At 67.6% G+C, this 25,788-nt stretch carries 29 protein-coding genes; 13 read left to right on the forward strand and 16 right to left on the reverse strand.

The window, feature by feature from the left end:
• Nucleotides 1-4: 4 nt before the first annotated feature.
• The 3 genes from IG196_RS14250 to IG196_RS14260 are packed head-to-tail and all read right to left on the reverse strand — an operon-like array spanning nt 5 to nt 1,813.
• Complete coding sequence (locus tag IG196_RS14250) at nt 5-715, reverse strand: MOSC domain-containing protein (RefSeq protein ID WP_192196656.1); 711 nt, start codon at nt 713-715, stop codon at nt 5-7.
• Entirely contained in the window at nt 712-1,263 is a 552-nt protein-coding gene (locus tag IG196_RS14255) for a redoxin family protein (RefSeq protein WP_192196657.1), read from the reverse strand. Before IG196_RS14255 ends, IG196_RS14250 begins: the two co-directional genes overlap by 4 nt.
• Nucleotide 1,264: 1 nt before the next feature.
• On the reverse strand, nt 1,265-1,813 hold the full coding sequence (locus IG196_RS14260; RefSeq protein ID WP_192196658.1) for a carboxymuconolactone decarboxylase family protein: 549 nt from the start codon (nt 1,811-1,813) through the stop codon (nt 1,265-1,267).
• 95 nt (nt 1,814-1,908) lie between these two features.
• Between IG196_RS14260 and IG196_RS14265 the strand changes: the two genes are divergently transcribed.
• Complete coding sequence (locus IG196_RS14265) at nt 1,909-2,790, forward strand: AraC family transcriptional regulator (protein WP_192196659.1); 882 nt, start codon at nt 1,909-1,911, stop codon at nt 2,788-2,790.
• Between the two features lie 9 nt (nt 2,791-2,799).
• On the opposite strand, the gene IG196_RS14270 is transcribed toward IG196_RS14265, so the two are convergent.
• The gene (locus tag IG196_RS14270) at nt 2,800-3,990 is read right to left on the reverse strand and encodes a M20 aminoacylase family protein (RefSeq protein WP_192196660.1); all 1,191 of its coding nucleotides are present in this window, start codon (nt 3,988-3,990) and stop codon (nt 2,800-2,802) included.
• Nucleotides 3,987-4,925, reverse strand: a complete 939-nt coding sequence (locus IG196_RS14275; RefSeq protein WP_192197014.1) for a tripartite tricarboxylate transporter substrate binding protein — start codon at nt 4,923-4,925, stop codon at nt 3,987-3,989. Before IG196_RS14275 ends, IG196_RS14270 begins: the two co-directional genes overlap by 4 nt.
• 185 nt (nt 4,926-5,110) lie before the next feature.
• On the opposite strand from IG196_RS14275, the gene IG196_RS14280 reads away from it, so the two are divergent.
• Nucleotides 5,111-6,019, forward strand: a complete 909-nt coding sequence (locus IG196_RS14280) for a LysR family transcriptional regulator (protein WP_192196661.1) — start codon at nt 5,111-5,113, stop codon at nt 6,017-6,019.
• On the opposite strand, the gene IG196_RS14285 is transcribed toward IG196_RS14280, so the two are convergent.
• Nucleotides 6,016-6,975 (reverse strand): LysR family transcriptional regulator, encoded by a 960-nt coding sequence (locus IG196_RS14285; protein ID WP_192196662.1) that lies wholly within the window; start codon nt 6,973-6,975, stop codon nt 6,016-6,018. The two genes, IG196_RS14280 and IG196_RS14285, sit on opposite strands and share 4 nt — an antisense overlap.
• 206 nt (nt 6,976-7,181) lie before the next feature.
• Between IG196_RS14285 and IG196_RS14290 the strand changes: the two genes are divergently transcribed.
• From IG196_RS14290 to IG196_RS14310, 5 genes are read left to right on the forward strand one after another with little or no spacing between them, the layout of a single operon-like run.
• Nucleotides 7,182-8,513, forward strand: coding sequence for an MFS transporter (locus IG196_RS14290; protein ID WP_192196663.1), 1,332 nt, complete (start codon nt 7,182-7,184; stop codon nt 8,511-8,513).
• Nucleotides 8,514-8,562: 49 nt separating this feature from the next.
• A complete protein-coding gene (uraD, locus tag IG196_RS14295; protein ID WP_192196664.1) occupies nt 8,563-9,117 on the forward strand; it encodes a 2-oxo-4-hydroxy-4-carboxy-5-ureidoimidazoline decarboxylase in 555 nt (184 codons plus the stop codon).
• Nucleotides 9,110-9,622 carry a hydroxyisourate hydrolase gene (locus tag IG196_RS14300; RefSeq protein WP_192196665.1) on the forward strand — a complete coding sequence of 171 codons (513 nt, stop codon included), beginning with the start codon at nt 9,110-9,112 and terminating at the stop codon, nt 9,620-9,622. The genes uraD and IG196_RS14300 overlap by 8 nt, the downstream gene beginning before the upstream one ends.
• Before the next feature lie 47 nt (nt 9,623-9,669).
• Nucleotides 9,670-10,005, forward strand: a complete 336-nt coding sequence (uraH, locus tag IG196_RS14305; protein ID WP_192196666.1) for a hydroxyisourate hydrolase — start codon at nt 9,670-9,672, stop codon at nt 10,003-10,005.
• Nucleotides 10,006-10,024: 19 nt separating this feature from the next.
• Complete coding sequence (locus tag IG196_RS14310; RefSeq protein WP_192196667.1) at nt 10,025-10,507, forward strand: nucleoside deaminase; 483 nt, start codon at nt 10,025-10,027, stop codon at nt 10,505-10,507.
• A gap of 7 nt (nt 10,508-10,514) precedes the next feature.
• Here the strand turns inward: IG196_RS14310 and IG196_RS14315 are convergent, their stop codons facing one another.
• Nucleotides 10,515-11,450, reverse strand: a complete 936-nt coding sequence (locus IG196_RS14315; protein WP_192196668.1) for a LysR family transcriptional regulator — start codon at nt 11,448-11,450, stop codon at nt 10,515-10,517.
• 139 nt (nt 11,451-11,589) lie between these two features.
• Between IG196_RS14315 and IG196_RS14320 the strand changes: the two genes are divergently transcribed.
• From IG196_RS14320 to IG196_RS14330, 3 genes are all read left to right on the forward strand, one after another.
• Entirely contained in the window at nt 11,590-11,997 is a 408-nt protein-coding gene (locus IG196_RS14320; protein WP_192196669.1) for a RidA family protein, read from the forward strand.
• A 628-nt stretch (nt 11,998-12,625) separates the two neighbouring features.
• Nucleotides 12,626-14,014 carry an ISNCY family transposase gene (locus IG196_RS14325; protein WP_225617035.1) on the forward strand — a complete coding sequence of 463 codons (1,389 nt, stop codon included), beginning with the start codon at nt 12,626-12,628 and terminating at the stop codon, nt 14,012-14,014.
• A 243-nt stretch (nt 14,015-14,257) separates the two neighbouring features.
• Nucleotides 14,258-14,878: a hypothetical protein gene (locus tag IG196_RS14330; RefSeq protein ID WP_192196671.1), complete on the forward strand. Its 621-nt coding sequence runs from the start codon at nt 14,258-14,260 to the stop codon at nt 14,876-14,878.
• A 16-nt stretch (nt 14,879-14,894) separates the two neighbouring features.
• Here IG196_RS14330 and IG196_RS14335 read toward each other — a convergent pair whose 3' ends face one another.
• The 6 genes from IG196_RS14335 to mltG form a co-directional block, all read right to left on the reverse strand.
• A complete protein-coding gene (locus IG196_RS14335) occupies nt 14,895-15,575 on the reverse strand; it encodes an ankyrin repeat domain-containing protein (protein WP_192196672.1) in 681 nt (226 codons plus the stop codon).
• Nucleotides 15,572-16,378: a TatD family hydrolase gene (locus tag IG196_RS14340; protein ID WP_101491525.1), complete on the reverse strand. Its 807-nt coding sequence runs from the start codon at nt 16,376-16,378 to the stop codon at nt 15,572-15,574. Before IG196_RS14340 ends, IG196_RS14335 begins: the two co-directional genes overlap by 4 nt.
• A gap of 85 nt (nt 16,379-16,463) precedes the next feature.
• Nucleotides 16,464-16,847: a PilZ domain-containing protein gene (locus tag IG196_RS14345; protein WP_101491526.1), complete on the reverse strand. Its 384-nt coding sequence runs from the start codon at nt 16,845-16,847 to the stop codon at nt 16,464-16,466.
• Entirely contained in the window at nt 16,844-17,866 is a 1,023-nt protein-coding gene (locus tag IG196_RS14350) for a DNA polymerase III subunit delta' (RefSeq protein ID WP_192196673.1), read from the reverse strand. Before IG196_RS14350 ends, IG196_RS14345 begins: the two co-directional genes overlap by 4 nt.
• A complete protein-coding gene (gene tmk, locus IG196_RS14355; protein WP_192196674.1) occupies nt 17,863-18,534 on the reverse strand; it encodes a dTMP kinase in 672 nt (223 codons plus the stop codon). The genes IG196_RS14350 and tmk overlap by 4 nt, the downstream gene beginning before the upstream one ends.
• Nucleotides 18,531-19,556 (reverse strand): endolytic transglycosylase MltG, encoded by a 1,026-nt coding sequence (gene mltG, locus IG196_RS14360; RefSeq protein ID WP_192196675.1) that lies wholly within the window; start codon nt 19,554-19,556, stop codon nt 18,531-18,533. Before mltG ends, tmk begins: the two co-directional genes overlap by 4 nt.
• A 138-nt stretch (nt 19,557-19,694) precedes the next feature.
• Here mltG and IG196_RS14365 point away from each other — a divergent pair, with 138 nt between their 5' ends.
• Together IG196_RS14365 and IG196_RS14370 are read left to right on the forward strand one after the other, a co-directional pair.
• Complete coding sequence (locus IG196_RS14365; RefSeq protein ID WP_192196676.1) at nt 19,695-20,621, forward strand: YgfZ/GcvT domain-containing protein; 927 nt, start codon at nt 19,695-19,697, stop codon at nt 20,619-20,621.
• Nucleotides 20,622-20,767: 146 nt separating this feature from the next.
• The gene (locus tag IG196_RS14370) at nt 20,768-21,685 is read left to right on the forward strand and encodes a hypothetical protein (protein WP_192197015.1); all 918 of its coding nucleotides are present in this window, start codon (nt 20,768-20,770) and stop codon (nt 21,683-21,685) included.
• Between the two features lie 9 nt (nt 21,686-21,694).
• Here the strand turns inward: IG196_RS14370 and IG196_RS14375 are convergent, their stop codons facing one another.
• The 3 genes from IG196_RS14375 to IG196_RS14385 are packed head-to-tail and all read right to left on the reverse strand — an operon-like array spanning nt 21,695 to nt 24,416.
• Nucleotides 21,695-22,579 (reverse strand): YbgC/FadM family acyl-CoA thioesterase, encoded by an 885-nt coding sequence (locus IG196_RS14375; RefSeq protein WP_192196677.1) that lies wholly within the window; start codon nt 22,577-22,579, stop codon nt 21,695-21,697.
• Entirely contained in the window at nt 22,576-23,490 is a 915-nt protein-coding gene (locus IG196_RS14380; RefSeq protein ID WP_192197016.1) for an alpha/beta hydrolase, read from the reverse strand. The genes IG196_RS14375 and IG196_RS14380 overlap by 4 nt, the downstream gene beginning before the upstream one ends.
• Before the next feature lie 53 nt (nt 23,491-23,543).
• Entirely contained in the window at nt 23,544-24,416 is an 873-nt protein-coding gene (locus IG196_RS14385) for a 2-keto-4-pentenoate hydratase (RefSeq protein WP_192196678.1), read from the reverse strand.
• Nucleotides 24,417-24,479: 63 nt separating this feature from the next.
• Between IG196_RS14385 and IG196_RS14390 the strand changes: the two genes are divergently transcribed.
• Nucleotides 24,480-25,616, forward strand: a complete 1,137-nt coding sequence (locus IG196_RS14390) for an iron-containing alcohol dehydrogenase (protein ID WP_192196679.1) — start codon at nt 24,480-24,482, stop codon at nt 25,614-25,616.
• Nucleotides 25,617-25,788 lie beyond the last annotated feature (172 nt).

The raw sequence follows: 25,788 nt of genomic DNA on the forward strand, positions 1-25,788 counted from the left end.
GCGCTCAGGTATCGGGCGCGGGTGCCCGCAGCCGCGGCTCCCAGTCTTCGACGCGCCCCGCATCCAGCCGCTTGCGGAACGTGACGCGCCAGCGCTCGGCCAGCGCGGGCAGGGCGGCGGCCTGCTCCCATTCGGGTACGAAGCGCGCGTCGCGCGAGAACAGCAGCGCGATGAGGCGCGACAGCGGCCACTCGGGATGCGGTCGTTCCACGCGCGTGGCCATCGCGCCGGCCCGCACCCAGCCGGGTTCGAGCACGCGGTAGTACCAGCCCGTGCAACCGCGCGCCTGCATCTCGCGCGCCATGCCGGGCATGCCGAAGTGCGCGTCGAGCTTCCAGCACGGTTGCCGGCCTTGTGACACCTGCACGCGTGCATCGCCGAGCTGGACCACGTCACCGATGCACACGGTTGATTCATCCCAGCCGGTGGTCGAAATGTTCTCGCCGAAGGCGCCTGCGTGCGTCAGCAACTCGCTTGGGTGGCTCGCCGATGCCCAGCTCGCGTAGTGCTCGCGGGGGTAGTGGTGCACGGCCTTCTCGACACCGCCGTGGACGCGCAGGTCGGCCTGCGCATCGCCTTGCAGGCCGGTGGGCGACAGCCACAGCGCGTCGGCAGAGGCTGTCTTGCGGATGCCGCTGCGCGAACGGCCGTCAGGCAGCAGCGCGACGGGGCCGACCAGCAGCGCGTCGATGGGCAGGGCGGTCGGTGTTGTCATGCGGGGCAGCCGTTGTCGTTGCACGCACCATCTTGCGGCACGTCGTCCGCAGGCTGCGCGATGAGATGCGCGGGAACGTCTTCAGCCGCGAGCTGCCCGATCGCGGCGCCCAGCGCCATGTCGTCGATCAATCCGAAGTGGCTCATGCGCAGGCGGCCCTGCCGGTCGATCAGCACCGTGCTCGGCGTGCCCTGCCATTGGTAGTCGCGCATCGTGGCGGGGATGCCGCCGGTGGGCGAGGGCTGGTCGATGCCGATCGGAAAGCCCAGGCGGTACTCGCGCACGAAGGCGTCGAGCGCAGCAGGCGTCATGACGTCGTGGTGCTCGAATACCGAGTGCAGGCCGATCACCGCGACATCTTTTTCGGCGAACAGCTGCCGCGTCTTCTTCGCCTGCGGCAGGCCGTGCGACACGCAGGCCGGACACAGCATCTGGAACGCGTGCAGCACCACGACCCGGCCCCGCAGCGACGCGAGCGTGACGGGTGCGTCGGTGTTGAGCCATTGGGCGACCTGCAGCTCGGGCGCCTCGGGGAGCGGCCAGGCCATGTCAGGCGACCTCGGTGCGCAGCTTCACCTGCGGGAAATCCACCGGCACCTGGAAGGCCACGTTCACGTAGTTGGTGAACAGGTTCAGGGCGACGTGCGCGAGGATCTCGACGATGTGCCGGTCGTCGAAGCCCACGGCACGCAGGGCCTGTACGTCGGCGTCGTCGATCTGTCCGCGTGCATCGACCAGCTTGAGCGCAAAGCGCAGCGCCGCTGCTGTGCGCGGGTCCGCCGATTCGCCGGCCTGCGCAGCCGCCATGTCGGCGGCCGACACGCCCGCCTTGCGGCCCAGCGCGGTGTGCGCTGCCAGGCAGTAGTGGCAAGCGTTGCGGTCGGCGATGGCCACGGCGATCTGTTCGCCGAGCTGCGCCGGAATGACACCGCCGCCGAGCGCGCCGAACGATCCCCACAGGCTGCGCAGCGCCGCGGGCGAGTTGGCGACGGCGCGGAACATGTTCGGCGTGGCGCCGAAGGCACCGTGGATCTGGGAGAGCAGGGCTTGGGCGTCGCCGGTGGCGGCGGTGTCCGTGACGAGGTTGACGCGGGGCATGAAGACTTCCTTCCAGTGATGACGATGGATGCAGTGTCTTCCCGGAATCCGTATGATTTGAACGCTTTCATACATTAAACATACCTTTTCGTCCAATGTCGGTACGGACTCCTCCGCCCATCGACAGGCTCTCGTCCCTGCTCGAGCGCTTCCGTGTCCGGGCCCACCTGTTCCACACGGGGCCGCTGTGCGGCGTGACGCACTTCGCGGCGAAGGAGGGGCGCAGCTTCCTGCATGTGATGCGGCGCGGCGAAATGGTGGTCACGCACTCGGCGCCGTCGGTGCGCTCGGCCGGCGTGCCGCGCAAGCTGGTCGTGAAGGAGCCCAGCCTGCTGTTCTACCCGCGCCCGCTGGCGCACGACTTCCACAACGCGCCCACGGAAGGATCGGATTTCGTCTGCGCCACGGTCGATTTCGACGGCGGCGAGGCACACCCGCTGGTGCGTGCCTTGCCGCCGCTGGTGCTGCTGCCGCTGCATGCGGTCGACGGCCTCGAAGCGGCACTGGCGTTGCTGTTCGCGGAAACCGGGCGTGTGCTGTGCGGGCACCGGCTGCTGGCCGACCGGCTGTTCGAGGTGGTGCTGATCCAGCTGCTGCGCTGGCTGCTCGACCATCCGCAGGAGAGCGGCGTGCCCGCCGGTTTGTTGACGGGGCTGAGCGATCCGCAACTGGCGCGCGTGCTGGTCGCGCTGCACGAACGGCCGGGCGAGCCGTGGCCCCTCGAGCAGATGGCCGCGGAAGCCGGCATGTCGCGCAGCGCGTTCGCGGCGCGCTTCAAGTCGGTGGTGGGCGCAACGCCGGCGGACTACCTCGCGCAGTGGCGCCTGACCATCGCGCAGGCCGAGCTGCGCACGGGCGCGTCGGTCAAGACGATTGCCGACCGCCTCGGCTACGCGAATGCCTCCGCGCTGTCGCGCCTGTTCGCGCAGAAGGTGGGTGTGTCGCCGCGCGAATGGCTCGCGCGGCAGTCTGCTTGAACGTGCGCTTCAGCTCGCCGCGCGCAGGAAACGCTCGGTCAGCAGCACCCAGTAGGCGCCGCCCACCGCGACATTGCTGTCGTTGAAGTCGTAGCCGGGGTTGTGGACCATGCAGGCGCCGTGCGCGTCGCCGTCGCCATTGCCGATGAGCAGGTAGCAACCGGGCACGCGCTCCAGCATGAAGGCGAAGTCTTCGCTGCCCGACAGCGGCGGTGTCTGCCAGGTGACCTGCGCCGGGCCCACGAGTTCTTCGGCCACGGTGCGCGCGAAGGCGGTTTCTTCGGGCGTGTTGACCAGCACCGCGTAGCCGGGCCGCCAGTCGATCTGCGCCTGCACGCCGAAGCTTTCGGCCTGCGCGGCCACCAGCGCCTTGACGCGGGTTTCGATTTTCTTGCGCACGTCGCGGTCGAGGGCGCGCACGCTCAACTCGAGCACAGCGCTCTGCGGGATCACGTTGTTGGCCTTGCCCGCGTGGATGGCGCCCACCGTCACCACGGCCATCTGCAGCGGGTCGATGTTGCGCGAGACCACGCTCTGCAGCGCCATCACGATGCTGGCCGCGGCCACGATCGGGTCGGCCGCGCGGTGCGGCATGGCGCCGTGGCCGCCCACGCCGGTGAGGGTGATCGTGGCGTAGTCGGACGAGGCCATGGCCGGCCCTTCGCGCATGGCCAGCCGGCCCTGCGCCATGCCGGGCATGTTGTGCATCGCGAAGATGGCGTCGCAGGGGTAGCGCTCGAACAGGCCGTCGTCGATCATGCGCACCGCGCCGCCGCCGCCTTCTTCGGCGGGCTGGAAGATCAGGTTCAGCGTGCCGTCGAAGCGCCCGCGTTCGGCCAGGTGCTGGGCCGCCGCCAGCAACATCGCCGTGTGGCCGTCGTGGCCGCAGGCGTGCATCACCCCGGTGTGCGCGCTGGCGTAGGCCAGGCCGGTGGCTTCGTCGATGGGCAGGGCGTCCATGTCGGCGCGCAGGCCGAGGCGGCGCGTGCCGTTGCCGCGCACCAGCCGGCCCACCACGCCGGTGCCACCGACGTGGCGCTCGACGGTGTAGCCCCAGGCTTCGAGTTTCTCGGCCACCAGCGCCGAGGTGCGGTGCTCGTCGAAGCCGAGTTCGGGGTGCTGGTGGATGTCGCGGCGGATGCCGATGAAGGTGTCGGCGCTGGCGTGCAGGTCGTTCAGGAGGGCGGTGGTGGTGCTCATTGGGGTTCCAGTCGGATGGACTTGGCGATGTCGCGGTAGCGCGCGGTTTCGGCCTCGTAGAACTTCGCGGACTCGGCCAGCGTGGTCGATGGCGAGGCCTGCTGCGTCTGCGCCGCGAGCTGCTCGCGCACGCTGGTTTCCTTCAGCGCCGCGCCGATGGCCTGGTGCAGCTTCTGCACCACGTCTTCGGGTGTGTTCTTGCGCACGAAGAATCCGCTCCAGGTCTTGTAGTTGACGTTCTTCAGCTCCTTGCCTTCGCTGGCCGTGGGCACGTTCTTCAGCAGCTCCGAGCGCTGCCCGCCGAGCTGGCCGAGGATCTTCAGCCGGCCCTGTTCGGCCAGCGCGCCCATGGCGGCGCTGTACACCAGCACGGCAAAGTCGACCTGGCCGCCGCCGATGTCCTGCAGCAGCGGTGCGTTGCCCTTGTAGGGCGCATGCATGAGCTTCACGCCGGTGTCCAGCTGCACCTTCTCGAGGATCAGGTGGTAGAGCGAGCCGATGCCCACGCTGCCGTACGACAGCGGCTTGTCGGCCGACTTGCGCGCCAGCGCGATGAGCTCGTCGACGCTGTTGGCCGGCAGGTCCTTGCGGGCGACGAAGACCATCACGGCCTCGGCGACGGGGTGGACCATGCGGAAGTCTTCGGCCTTGAGCTTGACGGCCGCATTGGCCAGCGGCGACAGGATGATCTCGTTGGGCGAGCCCTGGAAGATGTAGTAGCCGTCGGCCGGCGCGGCCAGCACCTTCTGCGCGGCCATGGCGCCGCTCACGCCGCCCAGGTTCTCCACGATCACCTGCTGGCCCAGCGCCTTGCCCAGCGGCACGGTGAAGATGCGCGCGGTGGCGTCCGAGGGACCGCCGGCCGGGTAGGGAACCATCAGGTTCACGGGCTTGGTGGGAAAGCTGTCGGCGCTGGCGGGGCCCGCGGCCAGCATCAGCCCGCAGGCGAGGCAGAGCGCGGAACGGAAGAACGAGGTCGTCAAATCATGTCTCCTTCGTGGGAAGCCGGCTCGTGTGGCCGGATGCAAGGGGATGCTAGGAGCGAGCCTGTCGAACGTCCAATGCATTGTTGTCTGCATTAGCATGAGTCCAATGCATTCGAAATAACGAGGCTTTCGCCATGACGCTGGTTCAACTGAGGCACCTGATTTCGCTGGCCCACACGGGCTCGTTCAGCAAGTCGGCCGAAGCCCTGCACCTCACGCAGCCCGCGCTCAGCCGCAGCGTGCGCGCGCTCGAGGACGAGCTGGGCATGCCGCTGTTCGACCGCATCGGCCGGCGCAACGAGCTCACGGCCTTCGGGCGCGAGGTGCTGGAGCGCGCGCGGCTGCTGGTGTCGGAGGCCGAGGCGCTGCGCGACCGCGGCCGACAGATGCGAGAAGGCGAGGGCGGCACGGTCCGCATCGGGCTGGGCTCCGGGCCGGGCGCGCTGCTGATGACGCCCTTTCTGCTGCACATGGCGAAGCACCATCCGGCCGTGCGCACGGAGATCGCGCGTGGCAGCACCGACCTGCTGGCGCAGGCGCTGCGCGAGCGCAGCCTCGATGCGCTGGTGGTCGATGCGCGTGCGCTCAAGCCTGCGCCCGATCTGGCGCTGACCCACGTGTACGAACTGCGCGGCGCCTTCCTGTGCCGCCGCGGCCATCCGCTCACACGGCTGCGCAAAGGCGTGAGTTTCGAGGCCGTGCAGCGCTATCCGATCGCCTCGACGCCGCTGAGCGACGAGGTGGCCCGCGGCCTGGTCGAGACCTACGGCCCGCAGGCCCATCCTGCCAACTGCGTGACCCTGCAGTGCGAGGAGCTGCCCAGCATCGCCGACGTGGTGCGCCAGAGCGACACGGTGCTGCTCGCGGTGCACGAGTCGGCGCCCGACCTGGTCGAATTGCGGATGGAGCCGCCGATGCGCGGCACGGCGCGCTTCGGGCTGGTGACCTTGCGTCAGCGCACCGAGGCGCCGGCGCTGGAGATTCTTCGTCGGTTGATGGAAACGCAGATGGGCGGGCAGCGGCCCGACAAGAAAAGAGCCTAGGCGGCCTGCGCGTCCGCAGCTGCCGCATCCGGCCGCGCCAACCCCGACGCCACCGCCGCCAGGATGCCGCGCAGCCAGCGGTGCGCCGGCTCGTGCTGCGAGCGGTCGTGCCACAGCTGGTAGAAGCGCATGCGCGGAAAGCCCTGCGGCGCGGGCACCGCCACCAGCGGCAGCGTGTGCACGAACTGCATCGCGAAATGGCGCGCGGTGGTGAACACCAGGTCGGTGCCCACCAGCAGGTGCGGCGCCACGGTGAAGTAGGGCACGGCAATGCAGGCCTCGCGCGTCTGGCGCAGCGTGGCCAGGTGCGTTTCGACCACGCCGCGCTGCGACGCCGCATAGGGCGTGGGCACCACGTGGCGCGCCGCGATGTAGCGCTCCATCGTCATGGCGCCCTTGGCGGCGAGCGGGTTGTTCTTGCCCATGAGGCACATGAGGTCGTCTTCGAGCAGCAGCGACAGGTGCAGCCGGTCGGGCGGCTGCGGCCAGTTGCCGATGACGATGTCGAGCTCGCCCTGGGCCAGCGCGCGCTCGTAGTCGTAGGTGACGCTCAGCGGGTGCACCACCAGCCGCGCATGCGGTGCCTCGGCGCGGAACCGCGTGGTCACGTCGGCCAGGAAGCTCATCGCCAGGTAGTCGGGCAGCGCGAGGTGGAAGGTCATCGCGCTGGAGGCGGGCTCGAACTGTTCCGGCCCCGAGAGCATGCGGTCGATTTCGAGCAATGCGCCGCGTGCGCGGTCGCGCAGCTGCAGCGCCCGCTCGGTCGGCACCATGCCGCTGCGCTCGCGCACGAGGATGGGGTCGGCAAACACCTCGCGCAGCCGGCGCAGGGCGGTGCTGATGGCGGGCTGGGTCTGGTTCATGCGCACCGCGACGCGCGAGACGCTGCGTTCGGCCACCAGGGCGACGAGCACGCGCAGCAGGTAGGTGTCTATCGGGGCGTGGGAGCGTGACATGGCGGCAGGGCGGAGAAAAATGGCCTCTGGGGGCGGTGCCGGCGGCAAGACCATCATGGCAAACCGTTATGTCGCACATTCTAGAGAGCGTGATCCAGCCCGGCGATATCTGCCTACAGTTCGCCACCAACGGGAATGGCAGCCGCAAGCGGACCCACAGAAGGTTCCAGGTGGCGCTCCCGTCCACACCCAAAATGGAGACAACCATGAGCATGGACGCCACGCTGGCGCCGATCCGGGAACACACCGCCACGGCGGAACTGGACGGCATCTACCGGAAGATCATCTTTCGCCTGATTCCCTTTTTGATGCTGCTCTGGGTGCTGGCCTGGATCGACCGGGTCAACATCGGCTTCATCAAGCTGACGATGCTCGACGATCTGAAGTGGAGCGAGGCGTCGTACGGGCTGGGCGCGGGGATCTTCTTCCTGGGCTACTTCTTCTTCGAGGTGCCGAGCAACCTGCTGCTGCAGAAGATCGGCGCCAAGAAGACCATCATGCGCATCACCATCGGCTGGGGCCTGACCTCGATCGCCACGATGTTCGTGAAGAGCACCGAGATATTCTACCTGCTGCGCTTTCTGCTGGGCGTGTTCGAAGCGGGCTTCTACCCCGGCATCATTCTTTACCTGACCTACTGGTTCCCGGACGGCCGCCGTGCCAAGGCCTTCGGCATGTTCATGTCGGCCTCGGCCTTCGCGGGCGTGATCGGCGGGCCGCTGGCCGGCTTCATCATGAACAACATGCACGGTGTGAACGACTGGGCCGGCTGGCAGTGGGTGCTGCTGCTCGAGGGCATTCCCTCGGTGCTGGCGGGCATCGCCACGTATTTCTACCTGACCGACCGGCCCGAGCAGGCCCACTGGCTCACGGCGCGTGAACGCCAGCTGGTGCACGACGACCTGGAGCGCGACCGCAAGGCGCTGGGCCATCGCGAGCACAGCATGCTGGCCTCGCTGAAGAACGGCAAGTTCTGGCTGCTGATCCTGATCTTCTTCTGCATCATCGCGGCGAACTCGTCGCTGACCTTCTACGGCCCGACGCTGGTCAAGGAGATCGGTTTCACCAACCCGCTGACCATCGGCTGGATCATGGCCGGCGCCTACCTGTGCGGCGCGGCCGGGATGATCTGGAACGGCTTCCACTCCGACCGCCACCAGGAGTCGCGCTACCACTGCGCGCTGGCCGCTGCGCTCGGTTCGGGGGCATTGCTGGTGGTCGCGCTGTTCCTGCGCCAGAGCCCGGGCCTCGTGCTGGCCGGCCTGACGCTCGCCATCGTCGGCACCATGAGCGCGATCCCCGTGTTCTGGCAGATGCCCAACCGCTTCCTGGCCGGCACCGCAGCCGCCGGCGGCGTGGCGCTGATCAACTCGATCGCCAACCTCGCGGGCTTCGGCGCGCCGTGGATGCTGGGCCTCATCAAGACCGCCACCGGCAGCCTCGCGCCGGGGCTGTATGTGGTCGCGGCGGTGGAAGTCTGCGCCGCCGTGCTGATCCTGCTGTTCGTGCCGCGTCTGCACAAGACGCCCGCGCGCTGATTCTTCCCACCCCTTCGTCCGTCTGTCTGAATACAAGGAGATGCGCTCCATGCCTTCCCACGCCCATCGTTTCGATCTCCAGGCGCTCAACGCCATGGACTGCGACGCGTTCGTCGCCGCACTCGGGCCGACTTTCGAGAATTCGCCCTGGGTCGCACGCACGGCCTGGTCGCTGCGGCCTTTCGCCAGCATCGACGCCTTGCACGACGCCATGCTCGATGTGGTGCGCCGCGCCCCCGATGCCCAGCAACTCGCCTTCCTGTGCGGCCACCCCGAACTGGCGGGCCGCGAAGCCCAGGACGGCACGATGACCGCCGAGTCGGTCGGCGAGCAGGGCAGTGCGGGCCTGAACGCCCTGAGCCGCGAAGAGATGGCCGAGATCCAGCGGCTGAACCGCGTGTACCGCGAGCGGCACGGCTTTCCTTTCATCATCGCGGTGCGGCGCAGCACCAAGGGCCAGATCTTCGAGGCGATGCGCAGCCGCGCCGCCGAGTCGACCGAGGCCGAGCGCCGTGCGGCGCTGGCGCAGATCGGTTTGATCACCCGCGGGCGCATCGACACGCTGCTGGGTGCGTCCCTCTCTCAAGGATCGGTCCATGCCTGAGAACGTCATTTCCCTTGCGGCACGCCGCCGCTTCGCGCTGTCGGGCCTCGCGCTCGGCGCCGCAGCCCTTGCACCTCACGGCGCTGTTGCGCAAACGGCCGCACCCGCGGGCCCGGCGCAGGCGAGCGGCCCGATCGTGCTGCACGGCGTGAGCCCGCGCCTGACCGTGCACGCGCTCGACACCTTCCACGGTAGCGCAGCGACCGGTCTGCGCATCGATTTCTCGGTGCGCGAGGGCGACAGCTTCAAGCTGCTGCGCACCGTGACCATGAACGGCAACGGGCGCTCCGACGAGCCGCTGCTCATCGGCGACAACTACCGCGCCGGCGACTACGAGCTGCTGCTGCACGTGGACGAGTACTTCGCGCGCAAGCAGTCGCGGCTGCCCACGCCGCCGTTCCTCTCGAAGCTGCCGGTGCGCATCCGCGTCGCCAACGCGGCCGAGCGCATCCACCTCCCGATCCAGTTCGGCCCGTGGAGCTACACCTATTCGCGCGGGAGCTGAAGCAGCAGGCCCCGTTCGCACCCATCGTCTGCAAGGAGTTTCTTCTCATGACCGGCATCACGACCCATGTGCTCGACATCACCACCGGCCGCCCGCTCGTCGGGATGAAGGTCGACCTCTACGACGTGGCGACCGCGCCGCCGACGCGCCTGAACAGCACGCGCACCAACGCCGACGGCCGCACCGACGCGCCCATGCTGCCCGGGGCCTCGGCGCGCACCGGGCAGTTTGAACTGCAGTTCCATGTCGGGGACCACTTCAAGGCGGCCGACGCGCTGTCCGACGTGGTGCCCGTGCGCTTCGCCATCGCCGACGCCACGCAGCACTACCACGTGCCGATGCTGTGTGCGCCCTGGTTTTTTTCCACCTATCGCGGCAGCTGACCGCGGGAGCTTTTACTGAATGACCACACCCCATGACCCGAACGCAGGCGCGTACCTGCTCGACTCCATCCGCCTCGCCATGGGCAACATCCGCGAGCGCAAGACCTGGCCCTTCGGCGCGGTGATCGCGCGCGACGGGCAGGTGATTGCCACCGCCGTCAACGAGGTGGACGCCCTGTGCGACCCCTCGGCCCACGCCGAGATGCAGGCCGTGCGTGCCGCCGCGAAGGCGCTGAAGAGCACCGACCTGTCGGGCTGCACGGTGTACGCCAGCGGCTACCCGTGCTCGATGTGCCTGACGGCGATGTACCTCGCGGGCGTGAAGGAAGTTTTCTACGCCTACTCGAACGAGGACGGCGAGCCTTTCGACCTGTCGGCCGCGCGCGGCTATGTCGAGATCGCACGGCCGCCGGAGCAGCGTGAGATGAAGCTGCATTCGCTGCCGGTGCGCGACGAGGGCGATGAAGACTTGTACGAAGCCTGGGGCAAGGTGGCTGGCTGAAAACGGCTCAGGAGGAGGGCGGGCCGGGGCGCACGATGACCGGCGCATGCTGCGCCATGAGCCCTGCGACCCACTCGATGAACGCGCGCAGCTTGGCGCTCACGTGCCGGTTCGGCGCGAAGGCCACGTACAGGGGCATCGGATCGAGCTGCCAGTCTTCGAACAGAGGCACCAGTTCGCCGCGCGCCCGGTGCGGCGCGGCCATGTAATCCGGCATCCAGACGATGCCCAGGCCCGCCAGCCCGGCCGCGAGGTACGCGTTGCCGTCGTCGACCGAGAACACGTAGCGGCCTCGCACGCTGATGCGTTCGCTTTCACGGCGCATGGCGTACGGAAAGGTCTTGCCGTTGCGCGACCACAGGAAGCCGACGATGCGGTGGTGCGTGTTTTCCAGCTCGCGCGGATGCGCGGGCGTGCCGGCCCCTTCCAGGTAGCCCGGCGCCGCGTAGACCCCGAGCTGCAGGTCGCCCACGCGGCGCGCCATGAGCGACGGGTCGGCGAGTTCACCGCCACGCACGACGCAATCGACGTTCTCGCCGATCACATCCACCACGCGGTCGCTCACGCCCATGTCGAGCTGGATGTCGGGGTAGCGCGCATGAAAAACCGGCAGCGCGGGCACCAGGATCATGCGGGCCAGCGGGCTGGGCACGTCGACGCGCAGACGGCCGCGGGGCAGGGCGGACGCGCTCGACAGGCTGGTCTCGGCATCGTCCAGATCGGCCAGCAGCCGCACCGCGCGTTCGTAGTACGCGGCGCCGTCGGCCGTGACGTTCACCTTGCGCGTGGTGCGGTTCAGCAGCTTCACGCGCAGCCGGGCCTCGAGCTGCTGCACCAGCTGCGTCACGGTGGTCTTGCTCATGTGCAGCGTGTCGGCGGCCTTGGTGAAGCTGCCGGCTTCCACCACGCGGCTGAAGGCCTGCATTGCATCGAAACGGTCCATGGGAAGGCTCCTGCGGGGCGTTTGCCGTGATTGTTTGGGATCTGCAAACAGTGATTGTTGGCTTGGCCCGTTTATCGATGGCGCGTGGCTTCCTAAAGTCCCTGCATCGTCATCACTCACTGCAGAAAGAAAGCAACCCATGGCTTCACGCGACGTCGTTTTTCCACCCGGGCGCCAGGCGCTCTATGAACGCAACCACTATTCGCCGGCGGTTCGATCCAATGGTTTTCTGTTCGTGTCGGGGCAGGTCGGCAGCCGCGAAGACGGCTCGCCCGAACCCGACCTGGAAGCGCAGGTGCGGCGCGCGTTCGACAACCTGAACGCGATCCTCAAAGCCGCGGGGTGCACCTTCGACGACGTGGTCGACGTGACGGCCTTCATCGTCGATCCGGAATCGAACTTCGAAACGATCTGGAAGATCGTGCCCGAATACTGGGGCAACGCGCCGCACCCGACGCTGACCTGCATCGGCGTGACGTGGCTCTATGGCTTTCAGTTCGAGATCAAGGTGATTGCGAAATTGCCGGATGGGGCCACGCCGAACTGATTCGATTCGGAAGCTTCGCTCAGGCCTGAAATATGAGGGCTGGGCGAAGTGCGAAGCCGGAAGGGCATTTCAAGGACAGCTTAGGTTCTCCGACTCACAGCGGAGATGGGTGAGGTATCCGTTTTGACATGCGCCGACTCCCGCTCCCCCGGGGAGGCGGGCGCAAGGGTGCATCTGTCAAAACGATTGCTTGGAATCTTGTGAAGCAATTGGTTTGACAAGCCGCGGGCTTTAGCGAGGAGGTATGAGCTTTGCTGGAGGGGATTCTCCGGGACACATTGGGAATACCAGCTACGTCCGGCAGTGCGATTACCACTCGGCCCGCCGTCCCCCGACAACAAAGGGAGATTGGGGGCGCGGATTCGGAACCTCGATCAAATGCGTGGAGGCGTACCTTATTTGAAGGTCCTCGGACATGCGCATGTACCAATCGTCGCGCTCCCTACCTAGCGGCAAACGGGTCCGTACTCGCGCAAGTCATTTTACATAATGCACATTGTGTAAATCGCAGATGTAGGCCCCAAATAGTAATGTCGCGTTTGGCCCGAATAGAAATGTCGCATTGTTGCCCCGGTCCAGCTCCTGGATCCGAGGCACAGCGATGGCAACACCGGCGGCAACTATCACCATGTCGATGCGCGAAGCCGATCGCCTCAAGACCATTCAGGCCGTGGTCGACCGGATGGCGCGCGTGGGCCAGGCCGCGCAGCGCATGGGCCTGAGTCGACGACAGCTTGAGCGTCTGATTCAGCGGTACAAGGAGGATGGTGTCGCTGGCCTGGTCTCGCGCAGGCGCGGCCGGCCGAGCAACCACCAACTAGCGCCAGGTATCGCCGAACGTGCGATCGGACTGATCCGGGAGCGCTACGCGGACTTCGGTCCGACGCTGGCCTGCGAGAAGCTGAGCGAACGTCACGGCCTGACGCTCGGTGTCGAGACCGTGCGAGCGCTGATGACGGCGGCCGGCCTGTGGACACCCCGCAAACAACGCGCGGCCAAGATCCACCAGCCTCGCAACCGTCGAGCGTGCGTCGGCGAGTTGATCCAGATCGACGGCAGCGACCATGCGTGGTTCGAAGGCCGCGCGCCATCGTGCACGCTGCTGGTATTCATTGACGATGCGACCAGCCGGTTGATGCAATTGCACTTCGTGCCGACCGAGTCGGCCTTTGCGTATTTCGAGGCCACGCGAGGCTATATCGAACAGCATGGCAAGCCGGTGGCGTTCTACAGTGACAAGGCAAGCATCTTCCGGTCGGTGCGCGATTCCACTGACTTCGGGCGCGGGACGACGCAGTTCGGTCGCGTGCTGTACGAGCTGAACATTGACATCATGTGCGCCAACTCCAGCCAGGCCAAGGGCCGTGTGGAGCGCGCCAACTTGACGCTGCAAGACCGGCTGGTCAAGGAGTTGAGGCTGCGCGACATCAGCACGCAAAAGGCCGCGGATGCGTTCGCACCGCACTTCATTGCGGACTTCAACGCCCGCTTCGCCAAGCCGCCGTTGCGCGACTTCGACGCTCATCGGCCAGTGCGTGCCGACGAGGATCTGGAACTTCTGTTCACTTGGCGGCTGCAGCGCAAGGTGTCGCTGTCGCTCACGCTGCAGCACGACAGAATCATCTATCTGCTCAAGGACACGGTGGCCAACCGCAAGCTGATCCATCGGTACATCGATGTTTACGAGTACCCGGATGGGCGCATCGAACTGCGAGCCGATGGAGCCAATCTGATCTACGAGCGCTATGACCGATTGCCGCAAGTCGACACCGCTGCCATCGTCGAGAACAAGCGCCTGAGCCACGCTTTGCAGGCTGCGCTGGTGATCCAGGCGCAGCGTGACGATCGAAGGAAGTCCAGCACGCCCTCGCGCACGAATCAGGGGCAGGCGCCCTACTCCACCAAGGCCTTGCCAGGGACGAAACGGTCGAGGCAGTTCACCTCACAAGATCTCAACGAAGCTGTCAAAGCGGTCTGCCGAGCGTCCAAGAAATCAACCGTGTTGGCCTGCGGCTGAAAGGCCTGTGCACGCTCAAAGGCAAGGCAGTCACGGCGTTCGCTGGAGTCCTTCAAAAAGGAAGAATGCGACATTTCTATTTGGCTGGCAGTGCGACATTTGAACTTGGCGTTGACACCAAGTGGGCTGACGTACAGTTCGAGAAAGCCCAAAACCCTCAGTCAGATTCATGAGCCCGCCCGCATCCCAAACCGTCGAAGAGCCTCGGTTGGCATCGAACGTCGTTGCCGAACAAAGCGAGTCATGAAGCGGACATCCGCCGATCGACGGGCATCTCGCAGAAGCAGCAAAGAGATCAGCCTCTGTTTTTCCTGGCAATCAGACACAGAAGGATCGACCGCTCGTTTCTCCCTGCTGTTGGCGGCTGCCGCCTCCCTTGCAGGGCTTGCCATCGTCACCCCGGTCTATCTTCTCGGACTGGGTCTGGCGAGCGTCGCCTCGCTCGCGAATGGCGTGAACCCGTTTTCATCCGACGTGTTCGCAGACCCGGCGATCTGGTTTCCACTGTTCGGAACGAGTGGCCTCGCGGGGCTCATCGTTCTGGCCTTGGCCTCGAGAAAAACAATCGTTGCCTTCCGCTTCGAAGCGAAAACCAAGCAGCTCAGCTACGTCGAGATGGCGCCGCTGCGAAAGCCGCGCACCACCGTGGTCCCGTTTGAGTCCATTCGCTCAGTGACCCCCACGACGCTCACCACCTACGCCACAACGGGCTATCTGAGTGTGGTCACGCGCCTGCCCGGACAAGATGAGAAGTCCTTATGGCTGGGAAACCATATTCCGGTGGAGAGCCTTGAGCAGCACTGCACGTGGTTGTCCAGCTACCTGGGCGACCGTGTGCAGCCTCTTTTTCGTCAGGATTGCTGATGAGGCCCGCCGGCGCTCACCACTTCCCATCCTTCGGCACTGCCTTCACCGCATTCGCCTTCGCATCCCCAGCCGCCTTGATCAGCTCCGCAGACTCCGCCCGATTCGCCTTCACCGCAAAGTCGACGGCGGTCATGCCGAGCTGGTTCTTCATCGCCGTGTCCGCGCCTTCGGCCAGCAGCAGCTTCACGGCCTCGTTCGATCCGTACATCGCGGCCATCATCAGCGGCGTCGTGCCGTTGGGCGACTGGGCGTCGATGAAGGCGTAGTTCTCGAGCAGCAGCTTGATGATCGACAGCTGCCCGCTGCTGGCTGCGTAATGAAGCGGCGTCCAGCCGGTCTTGTTGACGGCGGCGTCGCGCTTGAGCAGTTGCACGACCAGGTCTTGCTGGCCCTTGATCGACGCCAGCATCAGCGGCGTTTCGTCCTTGGCGTTGGCCAGGTCGACATTGAGCTGCGGCGACGCCATCAGCACCTCGATGACCTTCGGCGACGGCTCGCGCAGTGCGAGCATCAACCCGGTCTGGCCATGTTCGTCACGTGTGTTCGGGTCGAAACCGCGGTTCAGCAGGGTGCGCACACCGCTGGCGTTGTCGCCGCGCACGGCGCGGAAAAAGTCTTCGAACGACCCGGCATGTGCTGCAAAAGATGCAGCCATGACAACAAGATATATCGACTTCTTAAAGTAATTTTTCATAGTTTGACTTCCCTGAACAAGGCTTCGAAGTTGTCGCTTGTCGCCTTGGCGATGTCCTCTATGGGCATGTGTCGCAGTTCGGCGATCTGTTGCGCCACGAAAGGCACATACGACGGGTTGTTGGTCTTGCCGCGGTACGGCACGGGCGCCAGATACGGGCTGTCCGTCTCGATCAGCATGCGGTCCAGCGGCACGAAAGCTGCCACGTCGCGCAGGTCCTGGGCCTTCTTGAAGGTCAGGATGCCCGAGAAGGAAATGTAGAAACCCAGGTCGAGCGCGGCGCGCGCCACCTCGGCGGTTTCGGTGAAGCAATGGAACACGCCGCCGGCCGCCCTGCCCGCGCCGTCTTCGCCCTCCTCCTTGAGGATCGCCAGCGTGTCGGCCGATGCGTCGCGGGTGTGGATGATGAGCGGCTTGCGCGTTTGCTGTGCGGCGCGGATGTGCACGCGGAAGCGGTCGCGCTGCCATTCCATGTCGGCGATGCTGCGACCGCCCTTGCGCTCTTCCATCTGGTAGTAGTCGAGGCCGGTTTCGCCGATGGCCACGACGCGCGGGCGCGCCGACAGGCGCACCAGGTCTTCCACGGTGGGCTCGGCGATGTCCTCGTTGTCGGGGTGCACGCCCACGCTGGCCCAGAAGTTGTCGTAGCGGGCGGCCAGGGCCTGCACGTCGTCGAACTCCTCGAGCTTGGTGCAGATGCACAGCGCCCGGTCGACCTTGGCGGCGGCCATGGCAGCGCGGATCTGGGGCATCTGGTCCGCGAACTCGGGAAAGGTCAGGTGGCAGTGGGAGTCGGTGAACATCGGAAAGGGTGAAGTGCGGCGCGCCTGTGGGAGATCGCACCGTGTCCGGAGTTCCGCGTCACGGGGACGGCGGCGGAGAAAGAACTCAGATGGTCTGGGTCGCGCGGTCGGAAGCCATGGAGCCACCGAGCGCGGCTTCGATGCGCGCCTTCAGCTGGCGCGACTTCTCGTCCGAGGGAAAGCGCACGCCGACGCCCGGCGCCCGGTTGCCGGCGGCGCGGGCCGGCGTAATCCAGGCGACCTTGCCTGCCACCGGATAGCGCTGCGGGTCTTCGGGCAGCGTGAGCAACACGTAGACGTCGTCGCCGAGCCGGTACTCGCGCGTGGTCGGAATGAAGATGCCGCCTTCGGCAAACAGCGGAATGTAGGCCGCGTAAAGCGCGCCCTTTTCCTTGATGGCGAGCTGAATGACGCTCGGCCGGGCGGGCGTGGCAGACAAAGCGGCGGCAGGAGCGACAGGTGGGTTCATGGGCGGCGAGCGGCAGAGTTTAGGGTGCTTCGCGCCTCGCTCACAAGCGCTTCGAGCATGAGGCCGGCGTTGAACGGATGTTCGGCGGTTCGCGCGGCGCTGGCGAGCGATTTCGACCAGCGCGCCAACGCCAGCTTGTGCGGGGCCGGCGGCAGGTCGGCCGCATCGAAGAAACGGGGTTCGGCGCCGTGGCCCACGGCCATCAGGTCGTGGCACAGCTTCTGCAGCGCGACAACGGCCTGGGCGGGCGCCTGGTCGGTCAGCGCGCCCACGTCGCCGCGCGACATGGCCTTGGGCAGCAGCGACCACGCCTTGGGCGACTGGCCCGAGCGCGCCAGCCGCAGTGCATCGCTGGGCCGTCCGCCCGCGGCACGCAGCAGTTGAGTGGCGTCGGCGGCCGGCACGTCTTGTGCGACCAGCCAGGCTTCGGACTCGGCGGTTTCGGGCCATGGCAGCGTGAAGCCGAGGCAGCGGCTGCGGATGGTCGGCAGCAGTTGCCACGCGGCCTCGCTGGCGAGCACGAAGCGCACGTCGCCGACGGGCTCCTCGAGCGTCTTGAGCAGCGCGTTGGCGGTGATGGTGTTCATGCGCTCGGCCGGATACACGAGCACGACCTTGCCGCGACCGCGCGCACTCGTGCGCTGGGCAAAGCCGACCGCGTCACGCATGGCCTCGACGCGGATCTCGCGACTGGCTTTGCGCTTCTTGTCGTCGATGTCGGACTGCGCTTTTTCGTCGAGCGGCCAGCCGAGCTCCTGCATCGCGACCTCGGGCATCAGCACGCACAAGTCGGCATGGGTGCGGACCTCGATGGCGTGGCAGCTGGGGCAGTGGCCGCAGGCGGCACCGCCCTCCTCCACCGGCTGTTCGCACAGCCAGGCGGCGGCGAGCGCCAGCGCGAGTTCGTACTGGCCGATGCCCGACGGGCCTTGCAGCAGCCAGGCATGGCCGCGCTGGCGCAGCAGCTCGGCCAAGGGCTGGCGCAGCCAGGGGGTCAGCGTGTTCACCGGCTCGCTCATTGCGCGGCTCCTTGCACCGGCGACAGCACGCCACGCGCCACCAGCGCCGTGTCGATCTGCTGCCAGACCTGGTCGCGGACCTGGCTCGCGTCGATGCGTACGAAGCGCGACGCATCGGCGGCAGCGCGGGCGGCATAGCCCTGCGCCACGCGGCGGAAGAACTCGACGGGCTGGGCTTCGAACTTGTCGGGCACGCGCGCGCCGGCGAGGCGCTGGGCGGCGATTTCAGGGGCGAGGTCGAACCACACGGTCAGTTGCGGCTGCAGCAGTTGCGACGCCGGCACACCGGCCCGGCCCGCCTGCACCCACTGCTCGAGCGTCGACAGCACGGCGGTGTCGAAGCCGCGTCCCGCGCCCTGGTAGGCGAAGGTGGCGTCGGTGAAGCGATCGCACAGCACGACCTCGCCACGTGCCAGCGCCGGCTCGATGACCTGCGCAATGTGGTCGCAACGGGCCGCGAACACCAGCAGCGATTCGGTCAGCGGGTTCATCGGCTGTTCGAGCACCAGCCCACGCAGCGTCTCCGCCAGCGGCGTGCCGCCGGGTTCGCGCGTGCGCACCACCGTGCGGCCTTGTGCCTTGAAGCGGGCTTCCAGCGCGTCGAGGTGGCTGGACTTGCCCGCGCCGTCGATGCCTTCCAGCGTCAGAAACAGACTGGTGTCGCTCATTGGGTCGCCTTGGGTTGGGGGCTGCTGCTGCCGCCGCGCTGGTAGCGGTTGACCGCGCGGTTGTGGTCGTCGAGCGAGCTGCTGAACTGGCTCGTGCCATCGCCGCGCGAGACGAAATACAGCGACTTGCTCTGCGCCGGCTGAACGGCCGCCAGCAGCGCGGCCTTGCCGGGCATCGCGATCGGCGTGGGCGGCAGGCCACCGCGCGTGTAGGTGTTCCAGGGCGTGTCGGTCTGCAGGTCGCGCTTGCGCAGGTTGCCGTCGAAGGCGGCGCCCATGCCGTAGATCACGGTCGGGTCGGTCTGCAGCGGCATGCCGACGCGCAGCCGGTTGGTGAAGACGGCGGCAATCTCTGCGCGGTCGTTGGCCTTGCCTGTCTCCTTTTCGACAATGCTGGCCAAAATAAGCACCTCATCGGCCGATTTGAGGGGCAAATCGGCCGCACGCGCCGCCCAGGCGGCTTCGAGCTTCTTGTCCATGGCCCGCATGGCGCGCTGCAGCAGCGCGATGTCGGTCGAGCCCTTCGAATAGGTGTACGTGTCCGGGAAGAAGCGGCCCTCGGGGTGCAGGCCCGGCTTGCCCAACGCGGCCATCAGCGCGTCTTCGGTCATGCCCGCGCTTTCGGGCTTGAGCTGCTCGGCCTTGGCCAGTGCGGCGCGCACCTGGCGGATGTTCCAGCCCTCGACCAGCACCACGCTGCGCGTGGCTTCCTCGCCGCGCACCAGGATGTTGAGCAGCAGCTTGGGCGTGACGCCGCGTTCCAGTTCGTAACTGCCGGCGCGCATCTGGCGGTCTTGCCCCGAGATGCGGAACCACCAGTGCAGCAGCTGCGGCTGCACGTCGGCACCCGCGTCGGCCACGGCCTGGGCGATGCCGCGCGGCGTGGTGCCGGGTTCCACGGACAGGTCGACGCTGGGCGTCGGCAACTTGAGCGGCTGGTGCACCCACCAGAGACCGGCGCCGCCGAGCGCCAGAACGGCCAGGGCCACGAGCAGGAAGAGCGTGAGAAAGAAGCTGCGCACGAATCCGAGGAAAAGACGGAGGAAGAAAAAGGGCCTGCCAGACGATGGACACAGACCCGCGGGAAAGACCGGCCCCATCGCTGCGACGGGGAATCCCTGCCGCCCCGAAGGAACAGGCACGGCCATGATAATTCAGCGATGACCACAGTCGTTCTCAACGGGGTGAGCACCCTGCCCCACCTCGGCGTGATTCGCGCCGAAGGCCCCGATGCCGCCAGCTTTTTGCACGGCCAGCTCACGCAGGATTTTTCTCTGCTCGGCGCCACCGAGGCCCGCCTGGCGGCGCTTTGCACGGCCAAGGGCCGCGTGATCGCCAGCTTCATCGGCATCCGTCCACAACCCGAACTCATCCTGCTGGTGTGCAGCCGCGACATTTTGGCGGCCACGCTCAAGCGCCTGTCGATGTATGTGTTGCGCGCCAAGGTCAAGCTCACCGACGCCACCGAGCAGTTCGCGCTGCACGGCGTGGCCGGCACCGCCCTGACGGCCAACGGCCTCGACGCAGCCCTGCCGCCCGGGCGCCGCACCGCCATCGGCGAAGACATCAGCGTGGTGTCGCTCTACCCGGCCGACGGCGTGCCGCGCGCGCTGTGGATCGCTCCGGCCGGCCAGAAGGCGCCCGTGGGCCCGACGCTCGACGCCGCCTTGTGGCCGTGGAGCGAGGTGCGCAGCGGCATCGTCACGCTAACCACGCCGGTGATCGAGGCCTTCGTGCCGCAGATGATCAACTACGAGTCGGTGGGGGGCGTGAACTTCAAGAAGGGCTGCTACCCCGGGCAGGAAATCGTGGCGCGCAGCCAGTTCCGCGGCACGCTCAAGCGCCGCACCTACATCGCGCAGACCGACGCGCCGCTGGCCGCGGGCCAGGAGGTGTTTGCGGCCAACGACGCCGAACAGCCCGTGGGCACCGTGGCCCAGGCCGCGCTCGCGCCCGACGGCGGCTGGTCGGCGCTCATCTCCATCCAGATCGCCGCGCTCGAAGCCGGCGGCCTGCACGCCGGCACGCCCGACGGGCCGGTGCTGTTGATCGATCCGCTGCCGTACCCGCTGCTCGAAGACATCTGATTCCCCCTGCGTCCCTGTCTTGTTTCCGGGGGCGCTTGGCGCTGTCTCACGACAGCGCCATTTTTTTTGCGCGGCGCTTAACCCCGTTCGCGAGGCCCCGCCGTAGAAACCTGCATCGATCCACTCCTGGCAAGGAAGCCACCATGATGCAACGCAGACTTCTCCTCACCACCGTCCTGGCCCTGACCGCGCTGTCGGCGGGGGCGGAAAGCCCGGTTGTCCGGCCCTACGCACCGCCGCCGGCCAGCCGCATCGGCGGCCTGATGCACATCAGCATCGTCGACCGCACGAACGGCGCCGAGCTGCCGGTCTACCGCCACCGCGGCGAGTACTGGGTGGCCGGCCGGCCCGGCGCGCGCTACGCGATCCGGGCGCGCAACGCGATGGGCGAACGCGTCATGGCCGTGATGTCGGTGGACGGCGTCAACGTCGTCACCGGCGAAACCGCCGGCATCGGCCAGAACGGCTATGTGTTCGGCCCGCGCGAACGCAGCGACATCACGGGCTGGCGCAAGAGCGATTCGCAGATCGCTGCCTTCGAGTTCGCCGCCGCCGGCAACTCCTACGCGAGCCGCACGGGCCGCCCCGACGACGTGGGCGTGATCGGCGTCGCGATGTTCCGCGAGCGCCGGCCGGAACCGCCACCGCCGGTCGTGACGCCCTATCCGTCGCGCGACGAGTACAGCGGCGGCAACAGCAACCGCGAACGGCGCAGCGAGGCGCCGCCGCCACCGTCGTCGATGGGCGATGCGCGCGCCAAGGCGGCCCCGCCCGCTGGCAACGCCGACATGGCCGCCGAGTCGTCCGCCGGCGCCATGGCCCGCCAGTCGGCGCCCAGCCCAAGCCTGGGCACGGCCCACGGCCGGCGCGAAACCTCGTACGTCGGCAAGACGACCTTCGAGCGCGCCAGTTCGCAGCCCGACGAGGTGATCCGCATCCGCTACGACAGCCGCGAGAACCTGGTCGCCGCGGGCGTCATTCCGATGCCGCAGCGCTGGCCGCGCCCGTCGCCGTTCCCGGGCTCGGACCCGGGCTACGTGCCGGACCCGCCAGCCCGCTACTGATCGGCTTGCTCAGCGCAGCGCGCGCCGCATCTCGATGTGCGGAATGCCGGCTTCTTCAAAAGGCTGGCCGTGCACCGCGTAGCCGAGCCGTGCATAGAAGCGCTCGGCGCTGCGCTGCGCGTTGAGCGCCACTTCGCGGTCGCCGCGTGCGCGGGCCGCGTCTTCGAGCGCCTGCACCACGGCTGCGCCGTGGCCGCCGCTGCGCAAGGTGCGATGCACCGCCATGCGGCCGATGTGCGACACGCCGTCTTCGGCCGCCAGCAGCCGGCCGGTGCCGATGACCTGCCCGATGCGATTGCGCGCCACCGCATGCAGCACGACGGCATCGTGCGCGTCCCACTCCAGCTCCTTGGGAATGTTCTGCTCCTCGATGAACACGGCGCGGCGCAGCGCGCTCGCGCCTTCGCCGAGCGCGGCCCAGTCGCCGGTCTCGACCGTGCGCATCGGCTCGCCGGCCTCGAAGGCCATCAGCGTCTCGCGCAGCGCTGCGGGCACCGCTTTCGAGGTCTGCGTGGCCGGGTCGGCAAACACGTAGACGAGTTCACAGCCGACCAGGAACTGGTCCTGGCGGAACAGCCCGCCCTGGAACACGATCGACGAATTGCCGATGCGCGCGCACTTCATGCCCACGTCGATCACGTCGTCCATGCGCGCCGAGGCGCGGAAGTCGATGGTCGCCTTGCGCACGTACAGGTCGCCGCCCAGTTCCAGCATGGCCTCTTCATAAGGAAGCGCCATCGCCCGCCAGTAGTCGGCGATGGCGGTGTCGAAGTACATCAGGTAGTGCGCGTTGAAGACGATCTTCTGCATGTCCACCTCGGCCCAGCGCACGCGCAGTCGGTGGAAGAAGCGGAAGTCCGCGCGCGCGGGGGTGTCGTTGGTGTGGTCGCTCATGGGGTCAATGCCTCTTTCAGTGCGCGGGCCGCGTCGTTCTGCGCTTGCAGCGCTTCGGGAATCGCCCGGCCCATCTTGATGAATTCGTGGATCACGCCACGGTAGATTTCCAGGTCGACCGCCACGCCCGCGGCGCGCAGCTTGTCGGCGTAGGCGATGCCTTCGTCCACCACGGGGTCGGCCTCGGCCAGCCCGATCCAGGCCGGCGCCACGCCGTCGACGTCGTCGGCCAGCAAGGGCGCAAAGCGCCAGTCGTCGCGGTCGGCGGGCGTGTTCACGTACTGGCCGAAGAAGAAGTCGATCATGGCCTTCGTCAGCAGCGGGCCGTCGACATGGCGCCGGTGCGACTCGGTGTCCTGGTGCGCGGCCATGCCGGGGTAGATCAGCAGCTGCAGCGCCACCGGCAACCCGGCATCGCGCGCCAGGATCGCGCACACGGCCGCCAGCGTGCCGCCGGCGCTGTCGCCACCCACCGCGAGGCGCGCGCCGTCGAGGCCGAGACTCGCCCCTTGCGTGGCGACGAAATGGAAGGCGTCCCAGGCATCGTTCGATGCGGTCGGAAACTTGTGCGCAGGCGCGAGCCGGTAGTCGATCGACACCACCGCGCAGCCGCTTTTCTGGCTCAGCACGCGGCACAGCGTGTCGTGCGTGCGGATGTTCCCGACCGTGAAGCCGCCGCCGTGAAAGTACACGAGCACCGGCAGCACCTCGGCCGACGGCGCATACAGCCGCGCGGGAATGGCGTGGCCGTCGCGCGCGGCGATGTGGAAGTCTTCGATGCGCGCCAACTCGGGCTTGGGCACCTCGAGCACACCCGCGCCTTTTTCGTACGAGGCCTTGGCTTCGTCGGGCGTGAGACGGTCCAGCGGCGGATGGCCCGCGCGCCCCATGCGTTCGACCACGCCGGCCATCTTCGTCGTGAGTGCGGGCTGCGTGAGGCGGTTCGGTGTTGTGGTCGTAATGCTCACTTGAAAGACACCACCACCGGTTGCATGCGCGACAGCCCTTCGTAGCTCACCACCACCGTCAGCCCGGCCTTGGGCGGCAGCAGCGGCGAGAACGAGCCCAGGCTGATCAGGTCGCCCGGCTTCAGCGCGATACCTTCCTTGGCCAGCGCACCGGCCAGCCACACCACGGCATTGAGCGGGTGCTCGAGGATGTCCGAGCCCTTGCCGGTGGCCAGTTCCTTGCCCTGCCCGTCCTTCATGACCACGCGCATGTCGCGCAGGCTTTCGAGCATCCAGGACTGGCCGTCGGCCGTGGTTGGCACATCGACCGGCAGGCCGCGCACGCCGAGCCGCGCGCCGACGTTGATCGCGGCCACGCCCGGGCCGTTGAGCTTCGACGGCGTCTGCACCGCGAGGTCGGGCAGCTCGATGAAGGGAATCAGCTGGTCGATGTTGGCCAGCACCTCGGCCGGCGTCTTGGCCTTGTGGATGTCGGCGCTCTTCACGCGCACCAGCATGTCGGCCTCGAACAGCGGCCGCGCGCCGAAGGCCGCATCGACCACCGCGCCGCTGTCGAGCAGCATGCGCTGGTAGAGCACGCCCCACACCGGCTGGTCGTAGTTGAAGCGCTTCTGCACCGCGGGGTTGGTGAGGCCGGCCTTGTAGCCGAACACTTCACCCAGGTTGCGCGCATGCAGCACGTTGAGCTTGGCGCGCGTGCAGGCCGCATCGGCCTCGTTGAGGTTCTCGATGTCGGCGGCCGGCGTGCGTGCCGCCTGCGCGGCGGCGAAGTCGGCCACCTGGGTGTCGCTGAGGCAGGCAGCGTGCGCCGAGGCGGCCAGCAGCACTGTGCCGAGGGCGACAGACGCAAGGGTTTTGTTGGTGGGCAAGAATGTCCCCTCTTGTTAGATTCGAACGGTCAGCAATCGTACTGCCCTCGGGCGTTCCCCCTCATGGCCCTCATCCAATACCTCACCCAGATCCAGTTCGAATTCGGCGCCATCAAGCTCCTGTCGAGCGAGTGCGCGCGCATCGGCATCAACCGCCCCCTGATCGTCACCGACGCCGGCGTGCGCGCGGTCGGCGTGCTGCAGAAGGCGCTCGATGCGATCGCCGATCTCGAGGTCTCGGTGTTCGACCAGACGCCGTCCAACCCGACCGAGGCCGCGGTGCGCGCCGCCGTCGAGCTCTACCGCAGCGGCCGCTGCGACGGCCTCATCGCCGTGGGCGGCGGCTCCGCCATCGACTGCGCCAAGGGCGTGGCCATCGCGGCCACGCACGAAGGCCCGCTCAAGACCTACGCCACCATCGAAGGCGGCTCGCCCAAGATCACCGAGCGCGCGGTGCCGCTCATTGCCGTGCCCACCACCAGCGGCACCGGCAGCGAAGTGGCGCGCGGCGCCATCGTCATCGTCGACGACCACCGCAAGCTGGGCTTCCACAGCTGGTTCCTCATGCCCAAGGCCGCCATCTGCGACCCCGAGCTCACGCTCGGCCTGCCGCCCCGGCTCACGGCCGCCACCGGCATGGACGCCATTGCGCACTGCATGGAAACCTTCATGTCGGCCGCCTTCAATCCGCCGGCCGACGGCATCGGCCTCGACGGTCTGGAGCGCGCCTGGGGCCACATCGAACGTGCCACCAAAGACGGCAGCGACCGCGAGGCGCGCCTGAACCTCATGAGCGCGTCGATGCAGGGCGCCATGGCCTTCCAGAAGGGCCTGGGCTGCGTGCATTCGCTGAGCCACAGCCTGGGCGGCGTCGATCCGCGCCTGCACCACGGCACGCTCAACGCCCTCTTCCTGCCGGCGGTGATCCACTTCAATGCGGGTGCCGAGTCGGTGCAGAAAGAGCAGCGCCTGCAGCGCATGGCGCAGGCCATGCACCTGGATTCGGCCGGTGACCTCGGCGATGCAATCCGCGACATGAACGCGCGCCTCGGCCTGCCCGCTGGCTTGGCCGAAGTGGGCGTGACGCCCGCGATGTTCGAACAGATCATCGACGGCGCCACGGCCGACCACTGCCACAAGACCAACCCGCGGCTGGCCACGCGCGACGACTACAAGGCGATGCTCGAAGCGTCGATGTAGAACGTTTGAATCACTCTCGGCGCTGCCGGGCGTTTTCTCTTCTCAAAAGGCCGTCTCGACGGCCTTTTTGCATGGGGCGCGTCATGGATGTGACACGCGGCGTTTTCATACTGTCCAGGACCATTCCGCAGAGGCTTCGCATCCGTGAAAGCCCGAGGGGTCAGGGAAGTGC

The sequence above is a fragment of the Variovorax sp. 38R genome, assembly GCF_014843395.1.
GTDB lineage: Bacteria > Pseudomonadota > Gammaproteobacteria > Burkholderiales > Burkholderiaceae_C > Variovorax > Variovorax paradoxus_H.

Excerpts from the sequence above, each read along its gene's own strand:
- IG196_RS14250 (WP_192196656.1), bottom strand. The coding sequence starts at position 715 with ATGACAACACCGACCGCCCTGCCCATCGACGCGCTGCTGGTCGGCCCC.
- IG196_RS14255 (WP_192196657.1), bottom strand. The coding sequence starts at position 1,263 with ATGGCCTGGCCGCTCCCCGAGGCGCCCGAGCTGCAGGTCGCCCAATGG.
- IG196_RS14260 (WP_192196658.1), bottom strand. The coding sequence starts at position 1,813 with ATGCCCCGCGTCAACCTCGTCACGGACACCGCCGCCACCGGCGACGCC.
- IG196_RS14265 (WP_192196659.1), top strand. The coding sequence starts at position 1,909 with ATGTCGGTACGGACTCCTCCGCCCATCGACAGGCTCTCGTCCCTGCTC.
- IG196_RS14270 (WP_192196660.1), bottom strand. The coding sequence starts at position 3,990 with ATGAGCACCACCACCGCCCTCCTGAACGACCTGCACGCCAGCGCCGAC.
- IG196_RS14275 (WP_192197014.1), bottom strand. The coding sequence starts at position 4,925 with ATGCTGGCCGCGGGCCCCGCCAGCGCCGACAGCTTTCCCACCAAGCCC.
- IG196_RS14280 (WP_192196661.1), top strand. The coding sequence starts at position 5,111 with ATGACGCTGGTTCAACTGAGGCACCTGATTTCGCTGGCCCACACGGGC.
- IG196_RS14285 (WP_192196662.1), bottom strand. The coding sequence starts at position 6,975 with ATGTCACGCTCCCACGCCCCGATAGACACCTACCTGCTGCGCGTGCTC.
- IG196_RS14290 (WP_192196663.1), top strand. The coding sequence starts at position 7,182 with ATGAGCATGGACGCCACGCTGGCGCCGATCCGGGAACACACCGCCACG.
- uraD (WP_192196664.1), top strand. The coding sequence starts at position 8,563 with ATGCCTTCCCACGCCCATCGTTTCGATCTCCAGGCGCTCAACGCCATG.
- IG196_RS14300 (WP_192196665.1), top strand. The coding sequence starts at position 9,110 with ATGCCTGAGAACGTCATTTCCCTTGCGGCACGCCGCCGCTTCGCGCTG.
- uraH (WP_192196666.1), top strand. The coding sequence starts at position 9,670 with ATGACCGGCATCACGACCCATGTGCTCGACATCACCACCGGCCGCCCG.
- IG196_RS14310 (WP_192196667.1), top strand. The coding sequence starts at position 10,025 with ATGACCACACCCCATGACCCGAACGCAGGCGCGTACCTGCTCGACTCC.
- IG196_RS14315 (WP_192196668.1), bottom strand. The coding sequence starts at position 11,450 with ATGGACCGTTTCGATGCAATGCAGGCCTTCAGCCGCGTGGTGGAAGCC.
- IG196_RS14320 (WP_192196669.1), top strand. The coding sequence starts at position 11,590 with ATGGCTTCACGCGACGTCGTTTTTCCACCCGGGCGCCAGGCGCTCTAT.
- IG196_RS14325 (WP_225617035.1), top strand. The coding sequence starts at position 12,626 with ATGTCGATGCGCGAAGCCGATCGCCTCAAGACCATTCAGGCCGTGGTC.
- IG196_RS14330 (WP_192196671.1), top strand. The coding sequence starts at position 14,258 with ATGAAGCGGACATCCGCCGATCGACGGGCATCTCGCAGAAGCAGCAAA.
- IG196_RS14335 (WP_192196672.1), bottom strand. The coding sequence starts at position 15,575 with ATGAAAAATTACTTTAAGAAGTCGATATATCTTGTTGTCATGGCTGCA.
- IG196_RS14340 (WP_101491525.1), bottom strand. The coding sequence starts at position 16,378 with ATGTTCACCGACTCCCACTGCCACCTGACCTTTCCCGAGTTCGCGGAC.
- IG196_RS14345 (WP_101491526.1), bottom strand. The coding sequence starts at position 16,847 with ATGAACCCACCTGTCGCTCCTGCCGCCGCTTTGTCTGCCACGCCCGCC.
- IG196_RS14350 (WP_192196673.1), bottom strand. The coding sequence starts at position 17,866 with ATGAGCGAGCCGGTGAACACGCTGACCCCCTGGCTGCGCCAGCCCTTG.
- tmk (WP_192196674.1), bottom strand. The coding sequence starts at position 18,534 with ATGAGCGACACCAGTCTGTTTCTGACGCTGGAAGGCATCGACGGCGCG.
- IG196_RS14365 (WP_192196676.1), top strand. The coding sequence starts at position 19,695 with ATGACCACAGTCGTTCTCAACGGGGTGAGCACCCTGCCCCACCTCGGC.
- IG196_RS14370 (WP_192197015.1), top strand. The coding sequence starts at position 20,768 with ATGCAACGCAGACTTCTCCTCACCACCGTCCTGGCCCTGACCGCGCTG.
- IG196_RS14375 (WP_192196677.1), bottom strand. The coding sequence starts at position 22,579 with ATGAGCGACCACACCAACGACACCCCCGCGCGCGCGGACTTCCGCTTC.
- IG196_RS14380 (WP_192197016.1), bottom strand. The coding sequence starts at position 23,490 with ATGGCCGGCGTGGTCGAACGCATGGGGCGCGCGGGCCATCCGCCGCTG.
- IG196_RS14390 (WP_192196679.1), top strand. The coding sequence starts at position 24,480 with ATGGCCCTCATCCAATACCTCACCCAGATCCAGTTCGAATTCGGCGCC.